The organism is Cellvibrio sp. PSBB006 (assembly GCF_002162135.1).
Lineage (GTDB): Bacteria > Pseudomonadota > Gammaproteobacteria > Pseudomonadales > Cellvibrionaceae > Cellvibrio.
Window position 1 is genome coordinate 612,870 of sequence record NZ_CP021382.1, and the last position, 24,564, is coordinate 637,433.

The 24,564-nt window shown below is 49.5% G+C and carries 21 protein-coding genes; 13 read left to right on the plus strand and 8 right to left on the minus strand.

Translation table 11 applies throughout. From position 1 onward, the window contains the following. Positions 1-164: 164 nt before the first annotated feature. Positions 165-2,030, plus strand: coding sequence for a SurA N-terminal domain-containing protein (locus CBR65_RS02845; RefSeq protein WP_087465444.1), 1,866 nt, complete (start codon positions 165-167; stop codon positions 2,028-2,030). A 42-nt stretch (positions 2,031-2,072) separates the two neighbouring features. Here CBR65_RS02845 and CBR65_RS02850 read toward each other — a convergent pair whose 3' ends face one another. Both CBR65_RS02850 and CBR65_RS02855 read right to left on the minus strand, forming a co-directional pair. Further along, complete coding sequence (locus tag CBR65_RS02850; RefSeq protein ID WP_232461332.1) at positions 2,073-3,035, minus strand: GGDEF domain-containing protein; 963 nt, start codon at positions 3,033-3,035, stop codon at positions 2,073-2,075. Between the two features lie 20 nt (positions 3,036-3,055). Beyond that, positions 3,056-3,676: a histidine kinase gene (locus CBR65_RS02855; protein WP_232461333.1), complete on the minus strand. Its 621-nt coding sequence runs from the start codon at positions 3,674-3,676 to the stop codon at positions 3,056-3,058. Between the two features lie 282 nt (positions 3,677-3,958). On the opposite strand from CBR65_RS02855, the gene CBR65_RS02860 reads away from it, so the two are divergent. From CBR65_RS02860 to CBR65_RS02875, 4 genes are read left to right on the plus strand one after another with little or no spacing between them, the layout of a single operon-like run. Beyond that, entirely contained in the window at positions 3,959-5,596 is a 1,638-nt protein-coding gene (locus tag CBR65_RS02860) for a peptide ABC transporter substrate-binding protein (RefSeq protein ID WP_087465445.1), read from the plus strand. A gap of 3 nt (positions 5,597-5,599) precedes the next feature. Next, a complete protein-coding gene (locus CBR65_RS02865; RefSeq protein ID WP_087465446.1) occupies positions 5,600-6,535 on the plus strand; it encodes an ABC transporter permease in 936 nt (311 codons plus the stop codon). Further along, positions 6,535-7,398 (plus strand): ABC transporter permease, encoded by an 864-nt coding sequence (locus tag CBR65_RS02870; RefSeq protein WP_087465447.1) that lies wholly within the window; start codon positions 6,535-6,537, stop codon positions 7,396-7,398. Before CBR65_RS02865 ends, CBR65_RS02870 begins: the two co-directional genes overlap by 1 nt. Before the next feature lie 3 nt (positions 7,399-7,401). Further along, a complete protein-coding gene (locus tag CBR65_RS02875) occupies positions 7,402-9,024 on the plus strand; it encodes an ABC transporter ATP-binding protein (RefSeq protein ID WP_087465448.1) in 1,623 nt (540 codons plus the stop codon). Here CBR65_RS02875 and CBR65_RS02880 read toward each other — a convergent pair. From CBR65_RS02880 to gloB, 6 genes are all read right to left on the minus strand, one after another. After that, positions 9,005-10,600 (minus strand): ABC transporter ATP-binding protein, encoded by a 1,596-nt coding sequence (locus CBR65_RS02880; protein ID WP_087465449.1) that lies wholly within the window; start codon positions 10,598-10,600, stop codon positions 9,005-9,007. The two genes, CBR65_RS02875 and CBR65_RS02880, sit on opposite strands and share 20 nt — an antisense overlap. A 3-nt stretch (positions 10,601-10,603) precedes the next feature. Then, positions 10,604-11,644, minus strand: coding sequence for an ABC transporter permease (locus CBR65_RS02885; RefSeq protein WP_087465450.1), 1,041 nt, complete (start codon positions 11,642-11,644; stop codon positions 10,604-10,606). A 2-nt stretch (positions 11,645-11,646) separates the two neighbouring features. After that, positions 11,647-12,693, minus strand: a complete 1,047-nt coding sequence (locus CBR65_RS02890) for a microcin C ABC transporter permease YejB (RefSeq protein ID WP_087465451.1) — start codon at positions 12,691-12,693, stop codon at positions 11,647-11,649. Positions 12,694-12,715: 22 nt separating this feature from the next. Continuing rightward, entirely contained in the window at positions 12,716-14,602 is a 1,887-nt protein-coding gene (locus CBR65_RS02895) for an extracellular solute-binding protein (protein ID WP_198300862.1), read from the minus strand. Positions 14,603-14,635: 33 nt separating this feature from the next. Beyond that, on the minus strand, positions 14,636-16,258 hold the full coding sequence (locus CBR65_RS02900) for a LysM peptidoglycan-binding domain-containing protein (RefSeq protein WP_087465452.1): 1,623 nt from the start codon (positions 16,256-16,258) through the stop codon (positions 14,636-14,638). 130 nt (positions 16,259-16,388) lie between these two features. Continuing rightward, a complete protein-coding gene (gene gloB / locus CBR65_RS02905; protein ID WP_087468901.1) occupies positions 16,389-17,168 on the minus strand; it encodes a hydroxyacylglutathione hydrolase in 780 nt (259 codons plus the stop codon). A gap of 88 nt (positions 17,169-17,256) precedes the next feature. Between gloB and CBR65_RS02910 the strand changes: the two genes are divergently transcribed. From CBR65_RS02910 to msrA, 8 genes are all read left to right on the plus strand, one after another. Beyond that, positions 17,257-18,105 carry a methyltransferase domain-containing protein gene (locus CBR65_RS02910; protein ID WP_087465453.1) on the plus strand — a complete coding sequence of 283 codons (849 nt, stop codon included), beginning with the start codon at positions 17,257-17,259 and terminating at the stop codon, positions 18,103-18,105. A gap of 2 nt (positions 18,106-18,107) precedes the next feature. Then, on the plus strand, positions 18,108-18,545 hold the full coding sequence (gene rnhA, locus CBR65_RS02915) for a ribonuclease HI (protein ID WP_087465454.1): 438 nt from the start codon (positions 18,108-18,110) through the stop codon (positions 18,543-18,545). An 11-nt stretch (positions 18,546-18,556) separates the two neighbouring features. Next, complete coding sequence (gene dnaQ, locus CBR65_RS02920) at positions 18,557-19,279, plus strand: DNA polymerase III subunit epsilon (protein WP_087465455.1); 723 nt, start codon at positions 18,557-18,559, stop codon at positions 19,277-19,279. Between the two features lie 219 nt (positions 19,280-19,498). Continuing rightward, positions 19,499-21,202 carry a pilus assembly protein gene (locus tag CBR65_RS02925; protein WP_087465456.1) on the plus strand — a complete coding sequence of 568 codons (1,704 nt, stop codon included), beginning with the start codon at positions 19,499-19,501 and terminating at the stop codon, positions 21,200-21,202. Positions 21,203-21,204: 2 nt separating this feature from the next. Then, positions 21,205-22,020, plus strand: coding sequence for an NAD(+) diphosphatase (gene nudC, locus CBR65_RS02930; protein ID WP_087465457.1), 816 nt, complete (start codon positions 21,205-21,207; stop codon positions 22,018-22,020). Between the two features lie 16 nt (positions 22,021-22,036). After that, positions 22,037-22,690: a cation/multidrug efflux pump gene (locus CBR65_RS02935; RefSeq protein ID WP_087465458.1), complete on the plus strand. Its 654-nt coding sequence runs from the start codon at positions 22,037-22,039 to the stop codon at positions 22,688-22,690. Between the two features lie 35 nt (positions 22,691-22,725). Continuing rightward, positions 22,726-23,823 carry a protease SohB gene (gene sohB, locus CBR65_RS02940; protein WP_087465459.1) on the plus strand — a complete coding sequence of 366 codons (1,098 nt, stop codon included), beginning with the start codon at positions 22,726-22,728 and terminating at the stop codon, positions 23,821-23,823. A gap of 70 nt (positions 23,824-23,893) precedes the next feature. Continuing rightward, positions 23,894-24,535, plus strand: coding sequence for a peptide-methionine (S)-S-oxide reductase MsrA (gene msrA, locus CBR65_RS02945; protein WP_198300863.1), 642 nt, complete (start codon positions 23,894-23,896; stop codon positions 24,533-24,535). Positions 24,536-24,564 lie beyond the last annotated feature (29 nt).

Sequence of the window (24,564 nt, forward strand, 5' to 3'; positions counted from 1 at the left end):
GTTGAAACTAACTAACAGTGCTGGTGTTGTAAAAAAGGCGCATCCATCGGTGCGCCTTTTTTATTGAAGCAGGGCTTTTTTCATTAATAACGATAATATCGGGCGTAGGTTGTTTCCCCTGAATATTAGAATAGATCGCTGGAAAGTCAGGAGTAGATCACATCATGTTGCAAAGTCTTCGGGATAACTCCAAAGGGGTTATAGCGGGAATGTTAATTGGGTTCCTGGTTATTATATTTGCGGTATCCGGTTCGGAGTCGTTATTCAATTTTGACCCGGCGACTAAAGGCGTGGTGAGTGTTAATGGCGAAGACATTACCGAGGTAGATATCGTTCGCGCCAGTGCCAATTACAGACGACAAATGGCTGCGCAATATGGTGATTCTCTTCCGCCGGACTTCCTGAGTGATGAAAATATTCGTCAACCAGTAATAGAAAACCTGATTCAGCGAAAAGTGCTGACGCAAAAAGCGGAAGAATCAGGTATGACCGTTGGTGACAGTTTTGTAAATCAACAAATTTTATCTACTCCGCAATTTCAGGGCAGCAACGGCGTATTCGATCCGAATGTATATCAGCAGCTGCTGCGCACGGTAGGTTTTACTCCAGCAAATTACAAAAAAGCCCTGGCGGAAGATTCGCTGGTGAACCAATTAACCGCTGGTGTTATTGAGAGCAGTTTTGTTACTCCAGCCGAGCTGGAAATGATTATTGCCTTGAGTTTTCAGACGCGCGATTTTAGCTATGCGGTAATTCCTGCGGCAAAGATTGGTGAGAGTGTTGACGTCTCTGATGCCGAAATCGACGCATATTACCAGTCCAATACCCAATCGTTTACTCATCCGGAACAGGTTGCCGTTGACTACATCGATCTTAACGTCGCAGATTTGATGAACGGAATTGAAATTACTGAAGAGCAGGCCCGTCAGCAGTTTGAGCAAAATGTTGCCGCATTTGAAGCACGCACGGAGCGGGAAGCGGCTCACATCCTCATAGAAGATAATGATGAAGCCAAAATAGCTGAAGTCAGGGAAAAATTAGCGGCTGGTGAGGACTTTGCGGAGCTGGCAAAAACATACTCTGACGATCTCGGCACCCGTGATCAGGGCGGTGATCTGGGCTTTACCAGCGGTGAAGCTTTTCCTGAAGAGTTCGAAAGCGCATTGGCAGCATTAGAGGTGGGTGCGATCTCTGCCCCAGTGAAAACGGATGCGGGGACACACTTCATTAAATTAGTGTCTGAACGTGGTTCCGAGCCACCGACATTTGAAGAAGAGCGCAATCGTATTGTAGATCAACTCAAGCGAGCTGAAGCTGAAAATCAGTTTGTCAATTTGCTTGAGCGGTTGCGCGATCTCTCCTATAACGCGGAGAACCTTGCCGAGGTTGCCGAGGAATTGGGGCTGGAAAACAAGAACACAGGTCTGTTTGGTCGAGGTGCCGGTGAGGGCATAACCGCAGAAACGCAGTTTGTTACGGCAGCGTTTTCTGATGAAGTACTGGTGGAAAACAACAGTAGTGATGTGATTGAGCTTGCGCCCAATCGTGTGGTTGTGCTGAAAAAGACCGAGCACAAGCAAAGCTATATCAAGCCTCTTGAAGAAGTGAAAGAGCAGATTACAACGATTGTTCGCAACAATAAGATTCAAACCTTATTGGCCGCTCGCGCCGAGGAAATTGAATCTGCAGTGGCAGCAGGGCAGACCCTTGAGTCAGCTGTGGCTGACGCTGGCTATGAAGTGAAAACCGCTGAAGATGCGGAACGGAATGATGTCAATGTAGACCGGGATATTTTGCGTCAGGCTTTCAGCTTGGCGAAACCACAGGGCGATACCCCGGTAACGGCTTCAACCCGAACTTCGACCGGGGATTACGCGGTGATTTCATTGACCGCAGTCAATCTGGGTGGGCAGGAGTTGCCCGAAGAGCAGAAAACGGCTATCGCAGCACAATTGAAGAATATGACTGGCCAAGGCGAATACGCGAGCTATCAGGATTTACTTCGCGAGAATGCGAGCATCAAGCGTTAAAACAAAAAAGCCCATCGCAAGATGGGCTTTTTACTTCCGGGATTAGATAACGGTAAAGCGATTACGCCCGCCTTCCTTTGAGTTGTATAGCGCATGGTCTGCTTTCTCGATCCAGGCGCGATAATCCTCTACGTGGTCTGTCAGTTGGCTAATACCCAGGCTAATGGTGAACTGAACCTGCTGGCCTTCCGCGTAAACCACCATGTTTTCTACTGTTTGCCGAAGCCGCTCAGCAAACACACAGGCACCCTCGGCATTGGTACCCGTCAAAATAATGCCAAATTCCTCTCCACCATAACGGCCCGCGATATCAAGATCCCGTATCTGGGCGCGCATGGCTCGACTGACCTGGCGAATAACATCGTCCCCTACGGTATGCCCATAAGTGTCGTTCACCCGTTTGAAGTGATCGATATCCAGCATTATCAGGCTGCATGGTAATTCATAGCGATCGAAGCGTTTGAACTCCTGAATCAGCCGACTTTCCCAGTATCCCCGATTGTACAAGCCGGTCAGATGATCAATCCGGCTAAGCTCCTGAAGTTGTCGGTTTGCGGTTTGCTGGGCCAGCTTGTTAACGGCAGTATCAGTAACGTCATAGATAATCAGACAGATGTGCTCGACGCGTCCCTTAGTGTCAATTAACGGGATGATAGTGCTGTTTTGGTACATGTACTCGGCGGTGCCGGTGATGGGGCGGTAATGAGGGAAGCGGAAAAGGTAAGGGCGTTGCTCCCATGTGGTGAACGCCGCATTTTGGAGAACGAAAACAGATTGTGCTTTATGGTGAAACCAACGCTCGGAGAGTTCCGGAAAGACAGCAAAGATGTTTTTCCCCAGCACATCTTCCGGCTGTTTGCCGCTGTGGTTTTGCATAAAGCTATTCCACAGTTCGATAGTATAGTTTTTATCCATCACTATCAGGCCGGCGTCAATGTTCTGCAGGATGTCCATCAGCCAATGGACATCCTTGAAAAAGGCACTTAAATCTTCTCTGATAGCCATGCGTCAGGTAACGTCGCCAATTAATCCAGAAGGTAATTCAGCTTTTCCACCAGTCCGGGAACTGAGTTTTCAGCGATTACTAATAAAAGATCACAATTAATCCGATGATTTTCAATAGCGTAGTTGATTTCTACAACCAGCGCCTGCTTCCAGCGCATGTTGGTACTTTGTAGTAGGTCGGTAATATTGCAATGTTGGCCTAACAACATGGGTGGCCCGAAGCTGAAATGGATGTCGAGCTGTTCTGCCAGACCTTTCAGGCAAGCGCCGTTCAGCACATTGGCGGTATCCATTAAAAGCTCATAACGCGCTTTTTCATCCGGATTACTATCGTACTTCAGCAATCTGGCCAGGTCGTCATAATCTGTGTCATTGAAGATCAGCATGGTTTCGCCTGCCAATCCGCCCCCGATGAAGCCCTGGCAAACACCAAAGACGGCTTCGTCTGACTGTCGGTTAAGTGACTGAAGAGCCATAGCGATGTCGGTGGGCTTGAGTACACTCACATGGGGTATGGAGAGAACGACAAAGACATCTAACAGTCGTGCCAGACGATCACCCGCTTGCCCCATTGCCACATTGGTGATTTCTTGCAGGCAATCGCGTTGATCTTCAGTTAGCAAGTTTCCGAGCATGGTCATTGGCTATCTTTGTTATGTCCGAGGTGGGTATAAGAAGCTTAGCAGCTATCCTCTGGAGTGTCTGGTCCGCTGGCTACTTTTTATAAGAGCAGTGAGACTTGTTACAAGAGCAACGGGAGCTTGTTACAAGAACAAGGGGAACCGGGGCAAATTTTGAAACAGGTTATGCAGACCCGACAGGTGATTGATACTATGGGTTCTTTCACGCATACACACCCGTGAATTTTTGCGAGCATACGCGCAAACACTGTTTGATCTTTTGATAAAAGCGAAATCACACCGATGAAGATAAAGTTAACCTACTGGATTGTGGCCCTGGGATTATTGGCAGGGTGTTTTCACGACAATCGTAGCGCGGTGGAAATCGGAAACGAGCGGCAGATTCTTCATATCGGTAACGGCAGTGAGCCCTCCGATATCGATCCGCATATTACAACCGGTGTTCCGGAAAACCATATTCAATTGGCGTTGTTTGAAGGGCTGGTATCCAAAAGCTCAGCTACTCTCGACATTGTTCCCGGGGTTGCCGAATCCTGGCTGGTTTCAGATGATGGTCTGCGCTACACATTCCATTTGCGTAAAGATGCCCGATGGTCGAATGGCGATGCGCTTGTTGCTGAAGATTTTGTCTGGTCGTGGTACCGCGCGTTGCTGCCCAGTTTGGGTAATCAATATGCCTACGCTTTTTTTGGGATTAAAAATGCTGAACGGTTTAACAAAGGTGAAATAACAGACTTCAATCTCGTTGGGGTCAAGGCCCTGGATAATCACACGCTGGCAGTTGAGCTTGTGCGGCCGGTGCCTTACTTTCTTGAGTTGCTTGATCATCATTCGATGGACCCCGTTCATAGAGCGACCATTGAAAAATTTGGCGCTCCGGGCGATCGTGGAACCGCGTGGACCAAGCCGGAAAACTTTGTGGGAAATGGGCCTTTCATGATGAAAGAGTGGGTACCCAATAAAGTTGTGGCTGTGAAGAAGAATACTTTCTATTGGGATGAACAATCCGTTAAGTTACAGGAAGTTCATTTTTATCCCATTGATAAAGCGGCAACGGAAGAGCGAATGTTTCGTGCGGGCCAATTACATATTATTCGTCAGTTACCGACAGATAAAATAGCGCATTATCAGACTAATCATCCGGAGGTATACCGGTTTTACCCCAACTTCACGACGTATTTTTACCGCTTCAATACCCGTCGCCCGCCTCTGGATGATAGACGAGTACGTCAGGCGCTGGCTTATGCGATTGATCGGCAACAAATTGTGGAGCGGGTGACACGTGGTGGTCAGCCTGCGGCCAGGTCTTTCATTCCCCCCATGCAAACTGGCTACCGTTCTTCTGCTTCCATGCCGGAGGATATCGAAAGGGCGCGAGAGTTGTTAGTGGAGGCTGGTTATCCGGATGGGAAAAACTTTCCGACGCTAACAATTTTGTATAACACCGACGAAGATCATCAAAAAATTGCGTTGGTTATTCAACAGATGTGGAAGAAAGCCCTGAACATTCAGGTGAAACTGGAGAATCAGGAATGGAAGGTTTTCTTTGCCTCCCAGCGAACCGGTAACTACGATATTGTGCGAGGCTCCTGGTCTGGCGATTTTTATGATCCGAAAAATTTTATGGATGTGTTTCGCCCAGACAATGGCAACAATCGCACTGGCTGGGCGAACGCCGAGTACGAAGCATTAATACAGCAGGCTGAGCAAACCAGTAACCAGGCCGAACGCTTTGCGTTATTCCAACAGGCGGAGGCTATCTTGTTAGCAGACGCGCCGATCATGCCTATTTACACTTACACCAGTAATGCATTGGTAGCAGAATCCGTGCAAGAGTGGCATAACAACATTATGGACTATTGGTCTTACAAACACGTATATCTCGACTCGGGTGCCACGTCAGCTGCAAGGAAACCCTAGATCATGTGGATGTTTATTATAAAACGTATCCTACAAGCGATACCGGTTATGTTGGTCGTTGTCACGGTTACTTTTTTTATGGTGCGCGCAGCGCCCGGCGGCCCTTTCGATGATGAGCGCGATGTTCCGCCGGAAGTATTAAAAAATCTTAATGCCCGTTACAACCTGGATGCACCGGTATGGCAGCAGTACACTGACTATCTTGGCAATTTGCTACGCGGTGATTTTGGTCCTTCATTTAAATTTACTAACCGAACCATCAACGAGATGATTGCATTCGGTTTCCCCGTCACACTTGAATTGTCTTTTTATGCGTTGTTGTTTGCCATGTGTGTGGGCTTGATGGCAGGCATTATTTCTGCGTTGAAGCCGAATAGCTGGCAGGACTACGTTCCCATGTCGACGGCCATGTTGGGTATTTGTTTGCCGTCATTTGTTCTGGGGCCGCTGCTTGTTCTCATATTTGGTATCTGGCTTGAATACCTTCCAGTCTCCGGCTGGGGCTATACACCCAGCGATAAAATTTTACCCTCGGTAACCTTAGGCTTTACCTACGCGGCATATATTGCGCGCATCAGCCGCGGTGGTATGTTGGATGTATTATCACAGGATTATATTCGCACTGCCCGAGCCAAAGGCTTGTCGTCCTTTCGGATTGTATGGGTTCATGCATTGCGCGGTGGATTGGCGCCGGTAGTTTCGTTCCTGGGGCCGGCCATGGCCGGCTTGCTGGCAGGCTCCTTTGTGGTAGAGAGCATCTTTCAAATCCCCGGCTTGGGACGTTATTACATCCAGGCAGCTTTTAATCGCGATTACACCATGATTCTCGGTTTTACGATTTTTTATGCAGGGTTGATTGTTGTTTTCAACTTACTGGCTGACATTTTGCTCGTATGGCTTAACCCGAAACTGCGTCATCAACTTGCGAGTAACGCCTGATGGAAGGAATTGAAAAAGGCACGTCGCTAACGCAAGACGCTTTTCGTCGTTTGCGTAAAAATAAAATGGCCATGGCAGGTTTGAGCATACTGGTTTGTATGATTGTTGTCGCTTTGCTGACCCCCTTAATTGCACCTTATGAATATGATGCACAGAACCTTGATCTCGGTGCCAGCCCACCATCGGTAGCGCACTGGTTGGGTACCGATGTTTTTGGGCGCGACCAATTAACCCGCATTATGTACGGCAGCCGCATTTCATTGATGGTGGGGTTTATTGCAACAACCGTAGCGTTGTTGATCGGTGTTTTGTGGGGTGCAACAGCAGGCTATATCGGCGGGCGTACTGATGCATTTATGATGCGTACAGTTGATGTGCTCTACGCCTTGCCCTTTACCATTTTTATTATTTTGTTAACGGTAATCTTTGGCAGCAGCATGTTGCTGTTGTTTCTCGCCATTGGTGCAGTTGAATGGTTAACCATGGCGCGCATTGTACGCGGGCAGGTGCTGACACTAAAACAGCAGGAATTTGTTGAAGCTGCAGTGGCTTTGGGCCTTTCGCCCTGGAAAATTATCGTGCGTCATCTAATTCCTAATACCCTGAGCCCAGTGATTGTGTACACAACATTGACCATACCCAGTGTGATCTTGCTTGAATCTTTTCTCAGCTTTTTAGGGCTGGGTATTCAGCCGCCGGAAAGCTCCTGGGGCTCTCTGATTTCTGATGGGGTTGAGTCTATGGAGGAATATCCCTGGTTGCTGGTTTTCCCGGCATTGACTTTGTCTATTACGTTATTTTCGCTGAATTTTCTGGGCGATGGTTTGCGTGACGCGCTGGACCCGCGCGCCTCGGGAGATTAATTCATGACCTTATTGCAAGTGGAAAACCTGCGCATTTGTTTTCATACCCGCAATGGTATAACAATCGCAGTAGATAACATGAATTTTTCTCTCGCGTCGGGAAAAGTATTGGGTATTGTCGGTGAATCAGGGTCAGGAAAATCCGTGGCCTGTTACAGCTTATTAGGCTTGATCCCTTCTCCGCCGGGGAAAGTTGAAAGCGGACGCGCGTTATTTGCCGGTGATGATTTGCTGAGCATGAATGAAAAATCCTTGCGCAAGATCCGGGGCCATCGGATCAGCATGATCTTTCAGGACCCTATGACGGCATTAAACCCTTATATGCGTATTGCAGACCAGCTGGTTGAACCGTTAATTGTTCAAAAGAAACTGTCAAGGAAAGACGCAAAAGCCAAAGCTATAACGGCACTTGAAGAGGTGGGTATTCATGATGCAGTAACGCGCATTAATGATTACCCGCACCAGTTTTCCGGAGGTATGCGTCAGCGGGTCATGATTGCCATGGCATTGATTTCTGAACCTGAATTACTTATTGCTGATGAACCCACCACGGCTTTGGATGTAACAGTGCAGGCTCAAATTCTGGCGTTGATTAAACAACTACAACAGACACGCAACCTGGCCGTTATTTTTATTACCCACGACCTTGGTGTAGCTGCGATGATGGCGGATGACATTCTCGTGATGCAAAAAGGCAGGGTGGTCGAGCAGGGTACAAGAGAACACGTCGTTTACCATCATACACATCCCTACACCAAAAAACTTTTTGGCGCGGTGCTGACAACAGCCAAGCCCGTGCCCAGTGCGGTACAGCCAACGGAGCCTCCCTTTCTGCAAGTGAATCACCTGCACACTGGTTTTACTATGCGGGCGGGTCATCTATTTCGGAAAACAGTTCAATTCATTAAAGGCGTCGATGACATTTCCCTTACGCTCCAGCAAGGTGAAATTTTAGGCTTGGTGGGCGAGTCCGGTTCGGGCAAGTCCACCCTTGGCCGTAGCATCATGCGTTTGGTGGATAGTCAGTCCGGTGAAATTTTGTTACAGGGAAAAGACCTACGTCAGCTTTCCGGGAATGCGTTAAAAATGGAGCGACGCCACTTTCAGATGATTTTCCAGGACCCTTATGCGTCACTCAATCCGCGCATGACGGTATTTGATACGCTGGCAGAGCCCTTGCTGTTACATGGCGTTGCGAATAAAACAACCTTGCTTGAGCAGGTTAACCAACTGATGGACGATGTGGGACTGGAACGGCGATTTATCCGTAAATATCCCCACGAATTTTCCGGTGGGCAGCGCCAGCGCATTGCCATTGCTCGCGCATTGGCGCTGAAGCCTAAACTGATTATTGCCGATGAGCCGGTATCCGCACTGGATGTCACCATTCGCGCACAAATATTGGAGTTACTGCTGACCTTAACCCAGAAGCATGGATTGACGATGTTATTTATTTCCCATGATATGTCAGTGGTGCGCTATCTGTGTGACAGGGTTATTGTGATGCACAAAGGCAAAATCGTGGAAGAGGGTGAAACCGAGGCCTTATTCGCTGCTCCGCGCCATCCTTATACCCGCGCCTTGCTGAGCGCGATACCGACGCTGGCTAACTCAAGGTCGCACTGAGTAATTCGCGTGTGTAGTCCTGTTCCGGTTGGGTAAAAATTTTCTCAGTACTCCCTTGCTCGACAATCTTTCCACTTTTCATTACCACAACCTGGTGACTGATAGCGCGGATAACTTTCAAGTCATGACTGATAAACACATAGGTTAAATGATACTGCTCCTGGAGCTTGCGCAATAAATGAATAACTTGCACTTGCACCGCTCGATCCAGTGCTGAAGTCGGTTCGTCGAGGAAAATAATATCGGGGTTCAGAATCAATGCACGAGCAATGGCAATACGCTGGCGCTGTCCGCCAGAGAACTCATGGGGATACCGATGGCGCAATTCGGGTTCAAGCCCCACATCTTCCATGCTTTTTATCACTGCCGCTTCAATGGCTTGCCGCGACATGTCGGTATGTACAACCAGTCCTTCAGCAATAATCTGTTGCACTGTCATTCGCGGACTTAAGCTCGCAAACGGATCTTGAAAGACAACTTGCATTTGCCGGCGCACGGGGCGCAAAGCCTTTTGATTCAATTCTTGCAGCGGCTTTCCGCAAAAGATGATTGAGCCTTCTGCATTAATCAGACGCAGCAATGCCATAGCCAATGTCGACTTTCCAGAACCACTTTCACCCACAATACCCAGGGTTTGTCCTTTGGTAATTTGCAGTTGCGCGTTATCAACGGCGACCAGAAATTCAGATGGCTTTCTCAGAAAAGGTTTATGCAGCGGGAAGCGCACTGAAAGGTTACGGGCCGTTAACACGATTTCAGAATCTGGTGGTGTTGCGATGGCGCTACCGGTAGGCTCGCTTTCCAATAACAGTTTGGTGTAGGCTTCTGTAGGTCCGGAGAAAATATTTTCGCACGCACCTTGCTCTACAATCTTGCCATTTTGCATAACAGCCATTCGATCGCTAAAGTGACGCACAACGCCAAGGTCATGAGTGATCAACAACAGCGTCATCCCCATTTCCTGTTGCAATTCCTTCAGCAAAATCATGATCTGCTTTTGTACCGTAACATCCAGGGCAGTGGTGGGCTCATCCGCAACAAGCACGTCAGGCTGGTTGGCCAGCGCCATGGCAATCATGACTCTCTGGCGTTGGCCGCCGGAGAGCTGGTGTGGATAGGCTTTCAACTTGTTGGATGCTTGTGGAATTTTGACGCGCTCAAGCTGATGCAATACTTCGTTACGTAATGCATCGCCGCGCAAACCGCGATGCAGGCCTATAATTTCGCCTATCTGTTTTTCAACGCTATGCAAAGGGTTCAGTGCGGTCATCGGTTCTTGAAAAATCATACCGATGCGCCGGCCACGAATTTTATTCATGGCGCTTTCATTCAGCTGCAATATGTTTTTTCCCTCGAAATAAACCGCGCTTTCATCGGAATGAGATGCGTAAGGATAGGGCAGTAATTGCAGGATGCTATGGGCGGTGACTGACTTTCCTGAACCGGATTCACCCACCAGCGCAAAGGTTTCACCTTTGTTCAGGGCGATATTGACCTTTTCCACAACACGACGGGCTTGGGCGCCGTGACCAAAAGTCACATCCAGGTTTTCTATATTTAAGATAGGTTCAGTCATTTTTTACTGCTTGTTGATCAATCGTGGATCAAAGGCATCGCGCACACCTTCGCCGATAAAAACCAGCAGGGTGAGCATTAGCGATAACACGCCGAAGGCACTTAAGGCTAACCAGGGCGCATGAAGGTTGTTCTTGCCTTGTGCTACCAATTCACCCAGCGAAGGTGATCCCGGCGGCAAACCAAAACCCAGAAAGTCTAATGACGTAAGCGTGGTAATGGCGCCAGTTAGCAGGAACGGCATAAAGGTCATGGTGGCGACCATGGCGTTGGGTAAGACGTGGCGCATAATAATCTTGGGATTGCTGACGCCCAATGCGCGAGCAGCACGGACATAGTCCAGGTTACGGCCGCGTAAAAATTCTGCGCGCACAACATCGACCAGAGATGTCCAGCTGAACAACAACATAATCCCCAGCAGCCACCAGAAATTAGGCGTGATGATGCTAGCCAAAATAATCAATAAAAATAACACCGGCAACGAACTCCAGATTTCCAGGAAGCGCTGACCGAGCAAATCAATCTTGCCACCATAATAACCCTGGATTGCTCCGACTGTTACACCAATCAAGGCACTGCCAAAGGCCAGGATCAAGGCAAATAAAATCGAGATGCGAAAGCCGTAAATAATGCGGGCAACCACGTCGCGTGCCTGGTCGTCAGTACCCAGCCAATTATTTGCGCTGGGCGGAGACGGCGCGGGCTCCGGCAGGTTGTGAATATGGGTGCTGTAGCTGTAGGGAATAAGTGGCCACAATATCCAACCATCGGCTTCAATAAGATCTTTGATATAAGGGTCGCGATAATCTGCAGCCGTATCAAAATCTCCGCCGAATGTGGTTTCCGGATAGTATTTAAATGCAGGAAAATAAAATTCATCCTGATAGCTGATAAGTATCGGTTTGTCGTTAGCGATAAGCTCCGCACCCATACTGATGACAAACAGGATTGCAAAAACAATCAGGCTCCAATAGGCGCGCCGGTTCTTATAAAACGTCAATAGCCGACGCTGGCTGATAGGACTCAAGCGATTAATCCAGCTCATCGTCAATGTTCCCTGCTTTGGAAATCGATGCGCGGGTCAACCCACACATACACCAGATCGGAGATTAATTTGATAAACAAACCAAGCAGGGTAAAGATAAACAGGGTGCCGAAAAATACCGGGTAATCGCGATTTGTCACTGCCTCGAAACTCAGTAAGCCGAGGCCATCCAGGGAGAAGATAACTTCAATCAATAGCGAACCGGCAAAGAAAATACTGATAAAAGCAGCGGGAAAGCCGGAAATAATAATGAGCATTGCATTGCGAAAAACATGGCGATACAACACCTGGTTTTTGCTTAAACCTTTGGCTTGTGCAGTTACTACGTACTGCTTGTTTATCTCGTCCAGAAATGAATTTTTGGTCAACATACTCAGCGTGGCGAAGCCGCTGATGGTATAAGCCGTTAAGGGTAGGGCAAGGTGCCAGAAGTAATCGCCGATTTTTCCCAGTAGACTTAATTCATCAAAATTGCTTGACGTAAGGCCGCGCAAAGGAAACCAGTCAAAGTAGGTGCCGCCAGCGAACATCACGATCAATAAAATACCCAACAAAAAGCCGGGAATGGCATAGAGGATGGAGACGATAGTGCTGCTCAGCACATCAAAATGACTGCCGTGGCTAATGGCCTTGCGAATGCCCAAGGGAATGGAGATCAAATAAATCAGTAAAGTACTCCACAAACCCAGCGAGATGGAGACTGGCAGTTTTTCGATGATCAAATCCAGAACACTGGCATTTCGATAAAAGCTTTCGCCAAAATCCAGCGTTACATAATTTTTTAGCATGATCCAGAAGCGTTCATGGGCCGGTTTGTCAAAGCCGTACATGACTTGGATGCGTTCTATGATTTCTGATGGAATGCCGCGCGCAGAGTGATTGTCAGATTGTGCTGCAGGTACGCCGGCAATATTCGCATGCTGCATTCGATAGATCATTTGTTCTACCGGGCCGCCTGGAGCAGCCTGCACGACGACAAAATTAATCAGCATGATGCCAAACAATGTTGGCAGCATTAACGCCAGACGGCGGAGAATATAATTGCCCATAATTGCCCGTTAAGACCGTATATTACTTTTTGCGGGCATTAATACGCTTGGCTTTTTCCGGGTCTACCCACCATGTGAGAATACCGGTACTGAAGACTCGATCAAAAGCCGGCGCGATTTCTGGCTGCCCGAACTTATCCCAATAAACCAGGCGATGTTCAATCAGATTCCAGTGAGGCACGACGAAATGGTGGTGTAACAGCGCTCGATCAAGGGCGCGCGTGCGAACGACAAGCTCTTCGCGATCAGGCGCATTGATAACAAGTTCAATCAACGCATCAATTGCCGGGTTTTTAATTCCCATGTAATTGCTGGAGCCTTGCGTGTCGGCTGCGCTGGATGACCAGTAATCGCGCTGTTCGTTACCCGGCGATTGCGACTGCCCCATGGTCAGGCTGGTCATATCAAAATCATGTCCCTGTACGCGATTAATAAATTGCGACATGTCAACGACTCGCACATTCATCTCAATACCAAGGCGCTTCAGGTTTTGGACATAAGGATTTAATACCCGCTCGAAAGAAGGGTCGCGTTCAAGGTACTCAATAACCACCGGCTTCTGCGTCTTGGGATCAATTAATTTACCCTGGGCAATTTTGTAACCGGCATCTTCCAACAGTTGCTGAGCTTTGCGTAAGTTTGCGCGATTGTTGCCGCTGCCATCGGTGACGGGATTTTTATAGGGCTCATTAAATACACTGGCAGGCAATTCTTTTTTGTGCGGCGCGAGTATCTCCAGTTCCCGTCCTTCTGGTACACCGCTGGAGGCCAGGTCAGAGTTAAAAAAGTAGCTGTCGGTTCTTGTGTAAGAGTCGTAAAAAAGATTGCGATTGGTCCATTCATAATCGAACGCATAATTAAGCGCTTCGCGGAATTTGATATTGTCGAACGGCGCGCGACGTAGATTCATGATAAACGCTTGCATGCCGCGCGGGCTGTAATCACGAATAGTTTGTTTTTTTAACAAACCTTCTTTCGCTGCCGGTATATCATAGTTAGTAAACCAGGATTTGGCGATGCGTTCGTACCGAAAATCCAGCTGTCCCGCTTTTAGGGCTTCAATCGCTACTGTGTCATCGCGGTAATAATCGACAATAATTTCATCAAAATTATAATGACCTACATTCACCGCAAGGTCCTTGCCCCAATAATCTTTGACCCGCTCAAAAACAATCGAGCGTCCGGCGTCTATACGCTTGACTTTATAGGGGCCGCTGCCTAATGGAATATCGAGGCTGCTCTGGTCAAAAGGTTTGTCTTTCCAATAGTGAGCCGGTAATACGGGTAGCTGGCCGATAATCAGTGCCAGTTCCTTGTTGGTCGTATTTTTAAAACTGAATTTTACCCGCTGCTTGTCGAGCGCCTCAGCCGTTTTGATATCGGCATAATAATAACTGTAAAGTGGGGCGCCTTTGGTTGTTAAGGTATTGAACGAAAACACCACATCATCAGCAGTTATTTTTGTGCCGTCGTGAAATCTGGCCTTGGGGTTCAGATGGTAAATCACCCAGCTGCGGTCTTCCGGATATTCAATTTTTTCGGCGACCAAGCCATATTGCGTGAACGGCTCATCCATTGATGCCGTCGTGAGTGTGTCATAGATCAGCGCAATATTGCTGGCCGGCGTTCCCTTGGTGATAAACGAATTGAGACTGTCGAAAGTGCCTATCGCAAGTTCTCTGAGGCTGCCACCTTTTAATGCCTTGGGCGACGCGTATTCGAAATGGGTAAAATTGGCGGGGTATTTGGGTTCTCCATGCATGGCGATAGCGTGAGCTTCGACAATTCTGGATTCCTTGTCAGCTTTTTTATCCGCAGCATCAGCGGCCATCACAGCGCTGGAAATCAACAAGAAGCAGGATGATAGATAGTTAACAACACGAGCGTTGAAAAACCGGGTGTGCTTCATACTTGCTCCACTAAATAAATTAACCGTTCATATTTAATTAATATGCTGCTCATGCACATACAAGGTCAGCGATTGCCCTGGATGAATGTAGCTCGCATCTTTCACGGAATTCCAACTGAGAATATCTTTGGTCGATAAACGAAAGCGGTTGGCAATACTGTACAGCGTGTCGCCGCTCTGAATCTGATAAACGAGTTTATGTAGACCATTCTCTGCAACAACAGTTTTATCGACAATGGCATTGGACTTGTTCGATACCAAAAGTTTTTGCCCGGGTTTGAGTAAGGTCTTTGCGCTGATGTTATTCAGCCTTGTCAGGCTTTTAACACTTGTGTCATAGCGACGGGCGATAGTCCACAAATTATCACCCGAACGCACGTTGTGGTATTGGGCTCCGGCGCCCGGTTTCTTTTTGCCGTAGCCATACATCAGATCTTCAGAGCTGGTGTATTCGGGCATGGTTATCGCGGCACTGGGAACCAACAGAACCTGGCCGATACGGATATTGTTGTTTTTCAAACGATTGACGGATTTGATGGCATCTACCGTTGTTTTATGGCGGCGTGCGATGGTGCCGAGGACATCGCCTTTAACCACTTTATGTTCGCTCCAGCTGATCGGCGGAAGCTTGGGCATGTTATCAAGTTGGTTGGTGAAGTTTTCGGCATCGGCGACGGGTACCAGTAGAACATGCTCACCGGACGGTGACGTGAGCCAACGGTTATAGCCGGCATTAAGATGCTGCAACTCGGTTAAATCAATATCTGCCAGACGGGCGGCCTGCATGAGATCGATCTGCGCATCGAGATTGATCATGGTGAAGTAAGGATCATTAGGTATGTCGTGCAGACTGACATTGTAGATTTCGGGCGTACGGATAATTTGTGAGAGTGCGAGCAGGTGGGGAATATAGGAGCGGGTTTCCTTGGGTAAAGAGAGCGACCAGAAGTCAGTGGGTTTGCCCGCTCGGCGATTTTTTTCGATGGCGCGTCGCACGCGTCCTTCCCCGGAGTTGTAAGCTGCCAGGGCTAATAACCAGTCGTTGTCGAACATGGCGTGAAGGCGTTGCAGGTAACGAATGGCGGCGTCCGTTGAGGCAACAACGTCGCGGCGGCCGTCATACCACCAGTTTTGTTTCAAACCAAAGCTTTTTCCGGTGCCGGACACGAATTGCCAGATGCCTGCTGCTTTGGCACGTGAATAGGCAAACGGATTGTAGGTGCTCTCAATCATCGGCAAGAGGGCCAATTCCAGGGGCATATTATTGCTTTCCATCTCGGAAACGACGTAATGCAGGTAACGCTGGCTGCGCTCGGTAACCCGATCAAGATGGGTTTGATTGTTGGCATACCATTTCAAATGGGCATCAACTTTCGCATTACTGACAGTCGGTAATCCATAGCCACTGCGGATACGAGCCCAGATATCGACATACTCTATTTCGGTAACTTTATTGACCTCCTCAACGATCTTGTCTTCGAGATTGGCTCGTTGTTCCAAGTGGTATTCGTCAGATTCAAAATCGGGCAGGGAGTCTGTTAATCCGCTGGTATCGGTGGTTGATTGGGGCTTGAGCAGGTTACAGGCGGAGAGCGAAAATAAAACCAGGGACAGGGTAAATAGTCGCAAGCTTGGGTGGCGGTTAAACATTATCATTAAGTCACGTTGATTTTGTTGGATTTATCGGCGCCGCCCTCCCTGGAATCGACTGGTTGAAAGTGATTCTATGTGCAACATCCAGAGTGGTCAATCAAGCATACTGGGCGATGAGACATGCGTAGCCTGTTCAGGCTTGATCTTTCCAGCGCCGGATTGCCCCAAAAACGTCTGCATCCGAGGTTAACAGGGTGCCGGCATGGCGCTCGGCGGCGGCCTTGACGGTCGGTAAATGACAACGCAAAAAAGGATTGGTGCGTCGTTCAAGTGCAATGGTGGAGGGCAGGGTGCTCAGGTGTTGTTGGCGCAGCTGCTGTGTTTGTTGCAAACGGTCCGTAAGCGCTTTGTTGTCAGGCTCAATCTTGAGGGCGAACTGCAGGTTAGCGAGGGTGTATTCATGGGAGCAGTAAATCAGCGTGTTCTCAGGTAAGGCGGCGAGCTTGTTAAGTGACGCGAGCATTTGTTCTGGCTGGCCTTCAAACATTCGTCCGCAGCCCCCGGCGAACAGACTGTCTCCGCAAAAGAGCTTTGTCGGTTCGCTGTCGGTGTGAAGGTAGGCCAGGTGATCCAGTGTATGGCCGGGTACGGCCAATACATCCAGTTGCAGGTCAGGCAATTCGAGGGTATCGCCGCCATGCAGTTTATGAGTTACTTGCGGAATTCGCTGGGAATCGGGGCCGTAAACCGACACGGGGAACTGGGCCAATAAATCATTGATACCATCCGTGTGATCCCAGTGATGGTGGGTGATAATAATTCCAGCCAGATTCAACTGGTGCCGTCGCAGACAATCCAGAACCGGCTGCGCATCGCCCGGATCGAGAATATAGGCGTCCGGCTTTTCCGGCACCGGTTGCAGCAACCAGAAATAATTGCTCTCAAGGGCCGGGATAGAGTAAACAGTTAACACAATTGGATCGCTCGCAGGGTGATGGTGTACCGCAAGGGACAAGCCTAGCCTTCTCCGAGTTCAAAATACAAGTTACCGGGGACATACCATGTCGCATCAGTCATTGGGGCCACTGCGCCAGTTCTGGCGAAAGCACTTCGGTGTTTTGCCTGAAGAAGAGTCAATCCGGGATATGGTCAGCTGGTTTGAAACACCGCTCGGTGAAGCCCTGTTGAGTGAGGAGGGGGAATCTATCGAACAAGCCTTGCATTGCTTGTTTGGATACCATCTATTGCAAATGAGCATTAGTCCTCGACTGGATCTGGGGCATTCCAGTCGCATTACCCACCGCTTTTCCTTGAGCCCGGTGTCCGATGAAAACCCCAGTCTATCTGCCTTGTGCGACTTCGCCGAATTGCCGCTTCCGGAGGAGTCGATTGATGTCGTACTCCTGCATCATGTCCTGGATTACAGCCAAAGCCCCCATCAGTTATTAAGGGAATCGGCCCGTGTGCTTATTCCGCGGGGGCATCTCGTTATTCTGGGGTTCAATCCCTGGAGTGTGTTCGGCACCTGCCGTTGGTTTGCCCGCTTCTTCAGCCGCAAGCCGCGCTGGCGCCATCAGTCCTTGCGGCTGGGGCGGATTCTGGACTGGCTGACGTTGTTGGATTTCGAGTCAGTGGATATCCAGCAAGGTTTCTATCGTTTACCCTTGCAGCATCCAGGCGCCATCAAACATTTGCATTGGCTTGAGCGCTGGGGTAAAAGGCTGCGTCTGCCTTGGGGTGGCTATTACATGATTGTGGCGCGTAAGGAGCGTATTGCGTTGACACCCCTGAAGCCTGCATGGCGCACGCTAAAACCGGTACCGGGGTTAGGTATTACCAAGCTTCACGGGCGGGTCAAAAGTCCTTCCATCAAGGTCGCGAAGACCAATCAAAACGATAGGGAAGAGTAAGTTTGAAACATGTTGAGATATTCACCGATGGTGCCTGTCGGGGTAACCCTGGTCCCGGTGGCTGGGGTGCGTTATTGCGCTTTGGCACGATAGAAAAATCCCTGCACGGGGGTGAGAAACTGACGACCAATAATCGTATGGAGCTGATGGCAGCCATTGAAGGGCTTTCAGCCTTGAAAGAGCCCTGCGAGGTCGTGATCACCACTGACTCCCAATATGTGCGCAAGGGAATAACCGAATGGCTGGCTGGCTGGAAGCGCAATGGCTGGCGCACTGCGAGCAAGCAACCGGTAAAAAATGCCGATCTGTGGCAACGGCTTGATGAACTTAACCAGCGTCATAAAGTGGAATGGCACTGGGTCAAGGGCCACAGCGGACATCGCGAGAATGAACTGGCCGATCTGCTGGCCAATCGCGGCATTGATGAATTTTCACATTAACAGGGGTAAGCATGCGTCAGGTTGTACTGGATACCGAAACCACAGGTCTTGAAACCGCTCAGGATCACAGGATCATTGAGATTGGTTGTGTTGAACTCTTCAACCGCCGCCTGACGGGGCGGCATTATCACCAGTACATCAACCCGGAACGCGAGGTGGACGCAGGGGCCTTTGAAGTGCACGGTATCAGCAATGAGATGCTCGCAGACAAACCGGTATTTGCGAAAATTGCCGAGGATTTTCTGGACTTTATCGGTGATGCCGAACTGGTTATCCATAACGCGCCCTTTGATATCGGCTTTATCGACCACGAACTGCGCAAGCTTAATCCTGCCCACCAATCCATAACCCGCCGCTGCAATGTGGTCGACAGCCTTCTGTTGGCACGAAGTAAGCACCCCGGGCAGAAAAATAATCTGGATGCCCTGTGCAAACGCTATGGCGTAGACAATTCCCAGCGCGAGCTCCACGGCGCGTTGCTGGATGCCGAGATTCTGGCCGACGTGTATCTGCTAATGACAGGCGGCCAAACGGCGCTGTCATTGAGTGGTAACCAGTCCAAGGGGGATGGCGCCGCTGCCGTCAGCGAAATTCGCCGCCTGAACCCCGGCCGTCGGCCTTTGCCCGTCATCGCCGCGACTCTTGACGAGTTGACGGCTCATGAAGAAAAACTGGCGGCTATCGACAAAAGCAGCGGTGGCAATTGCGTTTGGCTGCAAGTTGCCGATGCGTGATTTGCGAAATAATTAGCAATAATGACAATGACTTAGCGGCTTTTTATAAAATCCATATTAGAATTGTTAACTTAACATCAAAAAGCGGCGTGACCTGGTATACATTGCTGCCATCATTCGCCAGCCCAAAGTAAGCAACAGGGAATATCTTGCGCTAAGCTAATCAAGCCCGGTGTGGTTGTCGATCGCGCCTTTTTACTGTCAGTTAAGGAAGTACTCGTGAGCAATAGCGAAACTCTCAATCTAGCCTCCCTGAAGATGGTTCAGGATGAATTGGTTGCCACTATTGAACAATCTGCCGTGGGGCTTGAGCAATTCGCCAATGACCGCAATAACGGTGAATTGCTGCAAAATTGTATCGACGGTATTAAGCAGATTCGCGGCACATTGAGTCTGATTCAGCTCAAAGGTGTAGACCTGCTGGCGGAGGAGTTGGTGGAACATATCACCGAGATTACCCTGGGTGAGGAAACCAAAACCAATCGTAAATTGGAGTTGTTGACCTCGGCTTTTTTTATCCTGCCGCGCTACCTTGAATACTGCACGCAAACCTCCCGCAGTATGGCCATGCTGCTGATCCCCCATATCAATGAGTTGCGCCAGGCGCGTAAAGCCCCTCTGGTACCCGAAAGCCATTTCTACCAATACGAGCCGCCGACTGGTGTTGCACGCCCGGCATCCGCTGCGCCATTGAACGAAGACTTAATGGCGTTGGTGCGCCGTTTGCGTCACATGTACCAAACCGGTCTGTTGAAGGTGCTCCAGGGTGTACAGGTTAAACCCTCTCTGGGCATGATGTGTCGCGCCATGGATCGTTTGGACGCTGCCAGTGGTACAGCACCTTTCGGTAATCTCTGGTGGGTAGCCTCAGCGGCTTTTACAGCGATCTCGGACAAAGATATGCAGCTGACCAAGGGGCGCAAGTTGCTGTTCAGTGCCCTGGATCGCGAGATAAAACGGTTACAGATGGAAGGGAAGCAGTCTCTCGCGCGTCAGCCGGACAAGAATTTATTGAAAGACCTGTTGTACATTGTGGCGCTGTCCCGGGCGACAGATGACAAAGTCAGGGCTGTTGCGACGGCTTACGATATTAAACCGGTTCGTTATACCGATGCCGAGCTGGCTCGTGAGATGGAGTTCCTCAAAGGACCGAGCGCCAATACCTTAAATTCCATGGCGGCCGTGTTGAGCGATGAATTGCGCAGCACAAAAAATATCCTGGAGCGGGCAGCCCAAGGCGGTGCTGAACTGTTGAGTGAAACGCCCGAGCTGGTGGATACGCTGAAAAAGGTGGCCGATATCCTGTCGGTAGTCGGCTTGGTTGCACCCAGCACCAGTCTGAAACAGGAAATCGAAAAGATTGCCCATTGGCAAAAAACCAAAAAGCCGGTGAGCCCGGACGAATTATTGGGTGTAGCGGACACCTTGCTGTACGTTGAAAGTACGATTTCAGGTCTGGGCAAGGTCAATCTTTCCGACGAAAAGCTCGCGCAGATCAATGCGTTATCCCGCGATGATGCCATGGCCCACAGCCAGATCGCTGAGGCTGAGCGCCTGGTTATCGAAGAGGCTGAGTCCGGGCTGGCTATGGTCAAACGCGCCTTGAGTTCTTTTATAGAATCCAATTACGACAAAGCGCATATCCACAATATTGTCGGTACGCTCGACAGCGTGCGTGGCGGTATGTTTGTGCTGGGTTTATCCCGGGCAGCCAAGGTGCTGGCAAAATGCATTGAATTTATCGAGGTGTCGCTGCTGCGCAACGAGCAAATGGCGGCTGTGCAACATATGCTGGAAACCTTTGCCGACGCCATCATCAGCCTTGAATATTACCTCGACAGTATCAAGATCGATAAAAATGCTGATACCAGCGTGCTGGAAATTGCCGAAGAGAGCCTGGAGGCATTAGGTTATCGGGTGTAACCATGGTTTTTATTCCCGCCACACAGCCAGCCCAGGTCGCCACGGCGACCTGCTACATTCCCGTCGCAAACGGTCAATTAGTGAATCCTGTCGGGAGCACCTGGCGACCTTTTTCTCAGGCTGAATTTGCTGCAACCCATCTTGTTATCAATAGCCAACACTTTATGGGCTATCTCGATCGCGCGGCCTGCTGGGCTGTGGATGTGGAAAAGCCAACAGATACGGCTACATGGCAGTGGCAGGGCTTGCGCAGCCTGTTGGGGATGGTAAATGAAGAGTACTTCCTGCTGGCCGGTCGTGCATTGCAGGTAGTCCAGTGGCATCTGGATCACCAGTTCTGCGGACGCTGCGGCCGTCCTACCGTCAGCAATGATGATGAGCGCGCTAAAGTCTGCCATCAATGCGAAATCCACTTTTATCCCCGCTTGTCCCCCTGCGTTATCGTATTGATAACGCGCGGAGATGAATGTTTGCTGGCGCAGCATGCCCGCTCAAAACAGGCCATCTATACCGCGCTCGCCGGTTTTGTAGAGGCGGGTGAACGCCTGGAAGATACCATTCACCGCGAGATCCTTGAGGAAGTCGGAGTCGCTGTTCATTCGCCACGTTATTTTCATAGCCAACCCTGGCCATTTCCCCATCAGTTAATGCTTGGCTTTCACGCTGAGTATGCCTCCGGCGATATTCAGATCGACAACGATGAAATTGTGGATGCACGTTGGTGGCGCTACGATCAGTTGCCTCAGGTGCCGCCAATCGCTACTCTAGCGGGTCAATTGATCGCGCATTTTGTCCAACAGCAAACCAATCAAAAATAATCCGACCGGGAGCAACATGTTATACACCCTCATAGCATTAGTGGTGATTACGATAGGTGGCTTAATCGCGTACAAGGCGTTGAGTATCCTGCTCCGCGGCAGTTGGATCATGGGATGGCTGCGAGGCATGTTCGGGTTGATCCTGTTAACGGTCGCCCTGGCGGTCGGGCTGATTGCATACGATATCTTTCGTTATAAACAGATTATGCAAGAGCAAGTGATCGCCACGATCAATTTTGAAAAGATAGAAGATCAGCATTTTGATGCGGTGCTGGTGGATAGCAAGGGCAATGAACATCGCTACACCTTGCGCGGCGATCAATGGCAACTGGATGCACGGGTCGTCAAATGGAAGGGTTATCTGGGAACCTTTGGCCTGCGTCCGGCCTATCGCCTGGATCGAATTAACGGACGCTATTACGATCTTGAACAGGAGCGCACCGCCAGCCGCACGGTATATGCATTAAATGAAAGCCTGTACAACCTGGACGTTTGGAACTGGATTAATAAATATCCGGAATGGGTTCCGGTGGTGGATGCGATTTACGGTAGCGCAACTTATCTGCCTATGGCTGACGGGGCACTTTATGAAGTTTCCCTGTCCAATACGGGGCTACTGGCACGTCCACTTAATGCGCCAGCTGAAGATGCGATAGGCGCCTGGCGATAGCAATTATTATTCAATAAGGTAAATGGGGTAGTCAGTTGGAATTTTTAACGGAATACGGGTTGTTTCTTGCTAAAACAGTCACGATTGTAGTGGCGATTGGCGTTATTGTGGGCTTGGTCTTTTCGGCGGGACAGCGCCATAAAAAAACCGATAAAGGCCACATTGAAGTCAATAAGCTCAATGAAAAATTTGAGCATATGCGCGATGTGCTTAAAGAAGCAACACTTGATTCTGAGCAGCTAAAAACGCTGATGAAGGAAGAGAAAAAGCGTGAAAAAGCAGAGCGTTCAGAAAAGAAAAAAGCCGCTAAGCTTGCTGCGAAAGCCAAACCGGAAAGCACCACTGACGAAGCCGATGCAAGCGCAAAGGCAACGGATAAAAAACGTGTGTTTGTCCTCGATTTCCACGGGGATATAAAAGCATCTGCCTGCGATAACCTGCGCGAAGAAATCAGCGCAGTACTCAGTTTGGCTACAGCGACCGATGAGGTCGTTGTAAAGCTGGAAAGCGGTGGCGGAATGGTGCACAGCTATGGCTTGGCTGCCAGTCAGTTAGCACGTATCAGCAATAAAAAAATTCCCCTGACGGTTTGTGTGGATAAAGTCGCCGCCAGTGGCGGTTACATGATGGCGTGTGTTGCAGATAAAATTATTGCTGCACCTTTTGCTGTTCTGGGGTCTATCGGTGTCATTGCCCAGCTGCCCAATTTCCACAAACTGCTCAAGAAAAATAATATTGATTACGAGATGTTTACGGCGGGTGAGTACAAACGCACTGTTACCATGTTCGGTGAAAATACCGACAAGGGGCGCGAGAAATTCAAGGAAGACCTGGAAGACACTCATGTGTTATTTAAAGAGTTTGTCAGTGAACATCGTCCCCAGGTAGATATCGCAAAGGTTGCCACGGGTGAGGTTTGGTTCGGGCGTCGTGCAATGGAGGTTAATCTGGTGGATGGCTTGCACACCAGTGATGAATATCTGCTCACACAAGCTGACAATGCCGACATCTACGAAGTGAGTTACAGTTTCAAAAAATCCTTACCGGAAAAATTGGGTATCGCCGCGCAAGGCGCCGTGGATCGCCTGCTGTTGACCTGGTGGGAGCGACTGAACTACAACCGTTGGTTTTAATTGGTACATCGCGCTAAAAAATCCAGGCGCGATGCCTTATTGCTCTGTTCCTGATAATGGAGGCCGTCTGATGTTATACGGTACACAAAAACTCCACATGCCGAGCCCCGAACAAGCTTTGCCGGGGCGCTCTCAACCCATGCCCGTCAAAAACAACCATTACGTCAACGGCCATACTATCCAGCCACCCTTCCCGGAAAATATGCAGCAAATTATTTTAGGGTTAGGTTGCTTTTGGGGAGCGGAGCGTCGGTTTTGGCGGCAAGAGGGTGTGTACACCACGGCGGTAGGTTACTCGGCCGGTTACACCCCCAACCCGACTTACGAGGAAGTGTGCAGCGGTTTGACGGGCCACAACGAGGTGGTGTTGGTCGTATTTGATCCGGCGATCATTTCGCTTGAAAAAATCCTGATGGTGTTTTGGGAATCTCATAACCCAACTCAGGGAATGCGGCAGGGGAATGATCGGGGCACACAATACCGCTCTGGTATTTATACGCTCGATGAGATGCAAAAGCAGACGGCGGAAGTGAGTCGAGCGGCTTATCAAGGTGCCTTGTCGGAAGCGGGTTTTGGAGACATTACGACCGAAATTTTAATGGCTACCGCGTTTTACTATGCCGAGGATTATCATCAACAATACCTCGCGAAAAATCCCGATGGCTATTGCGGCCTCGGCGGTACTGGTGTGAGTTGCAGTAGGTCGGATTAGTCGCAACGCGACGTAATCCGACGATACAT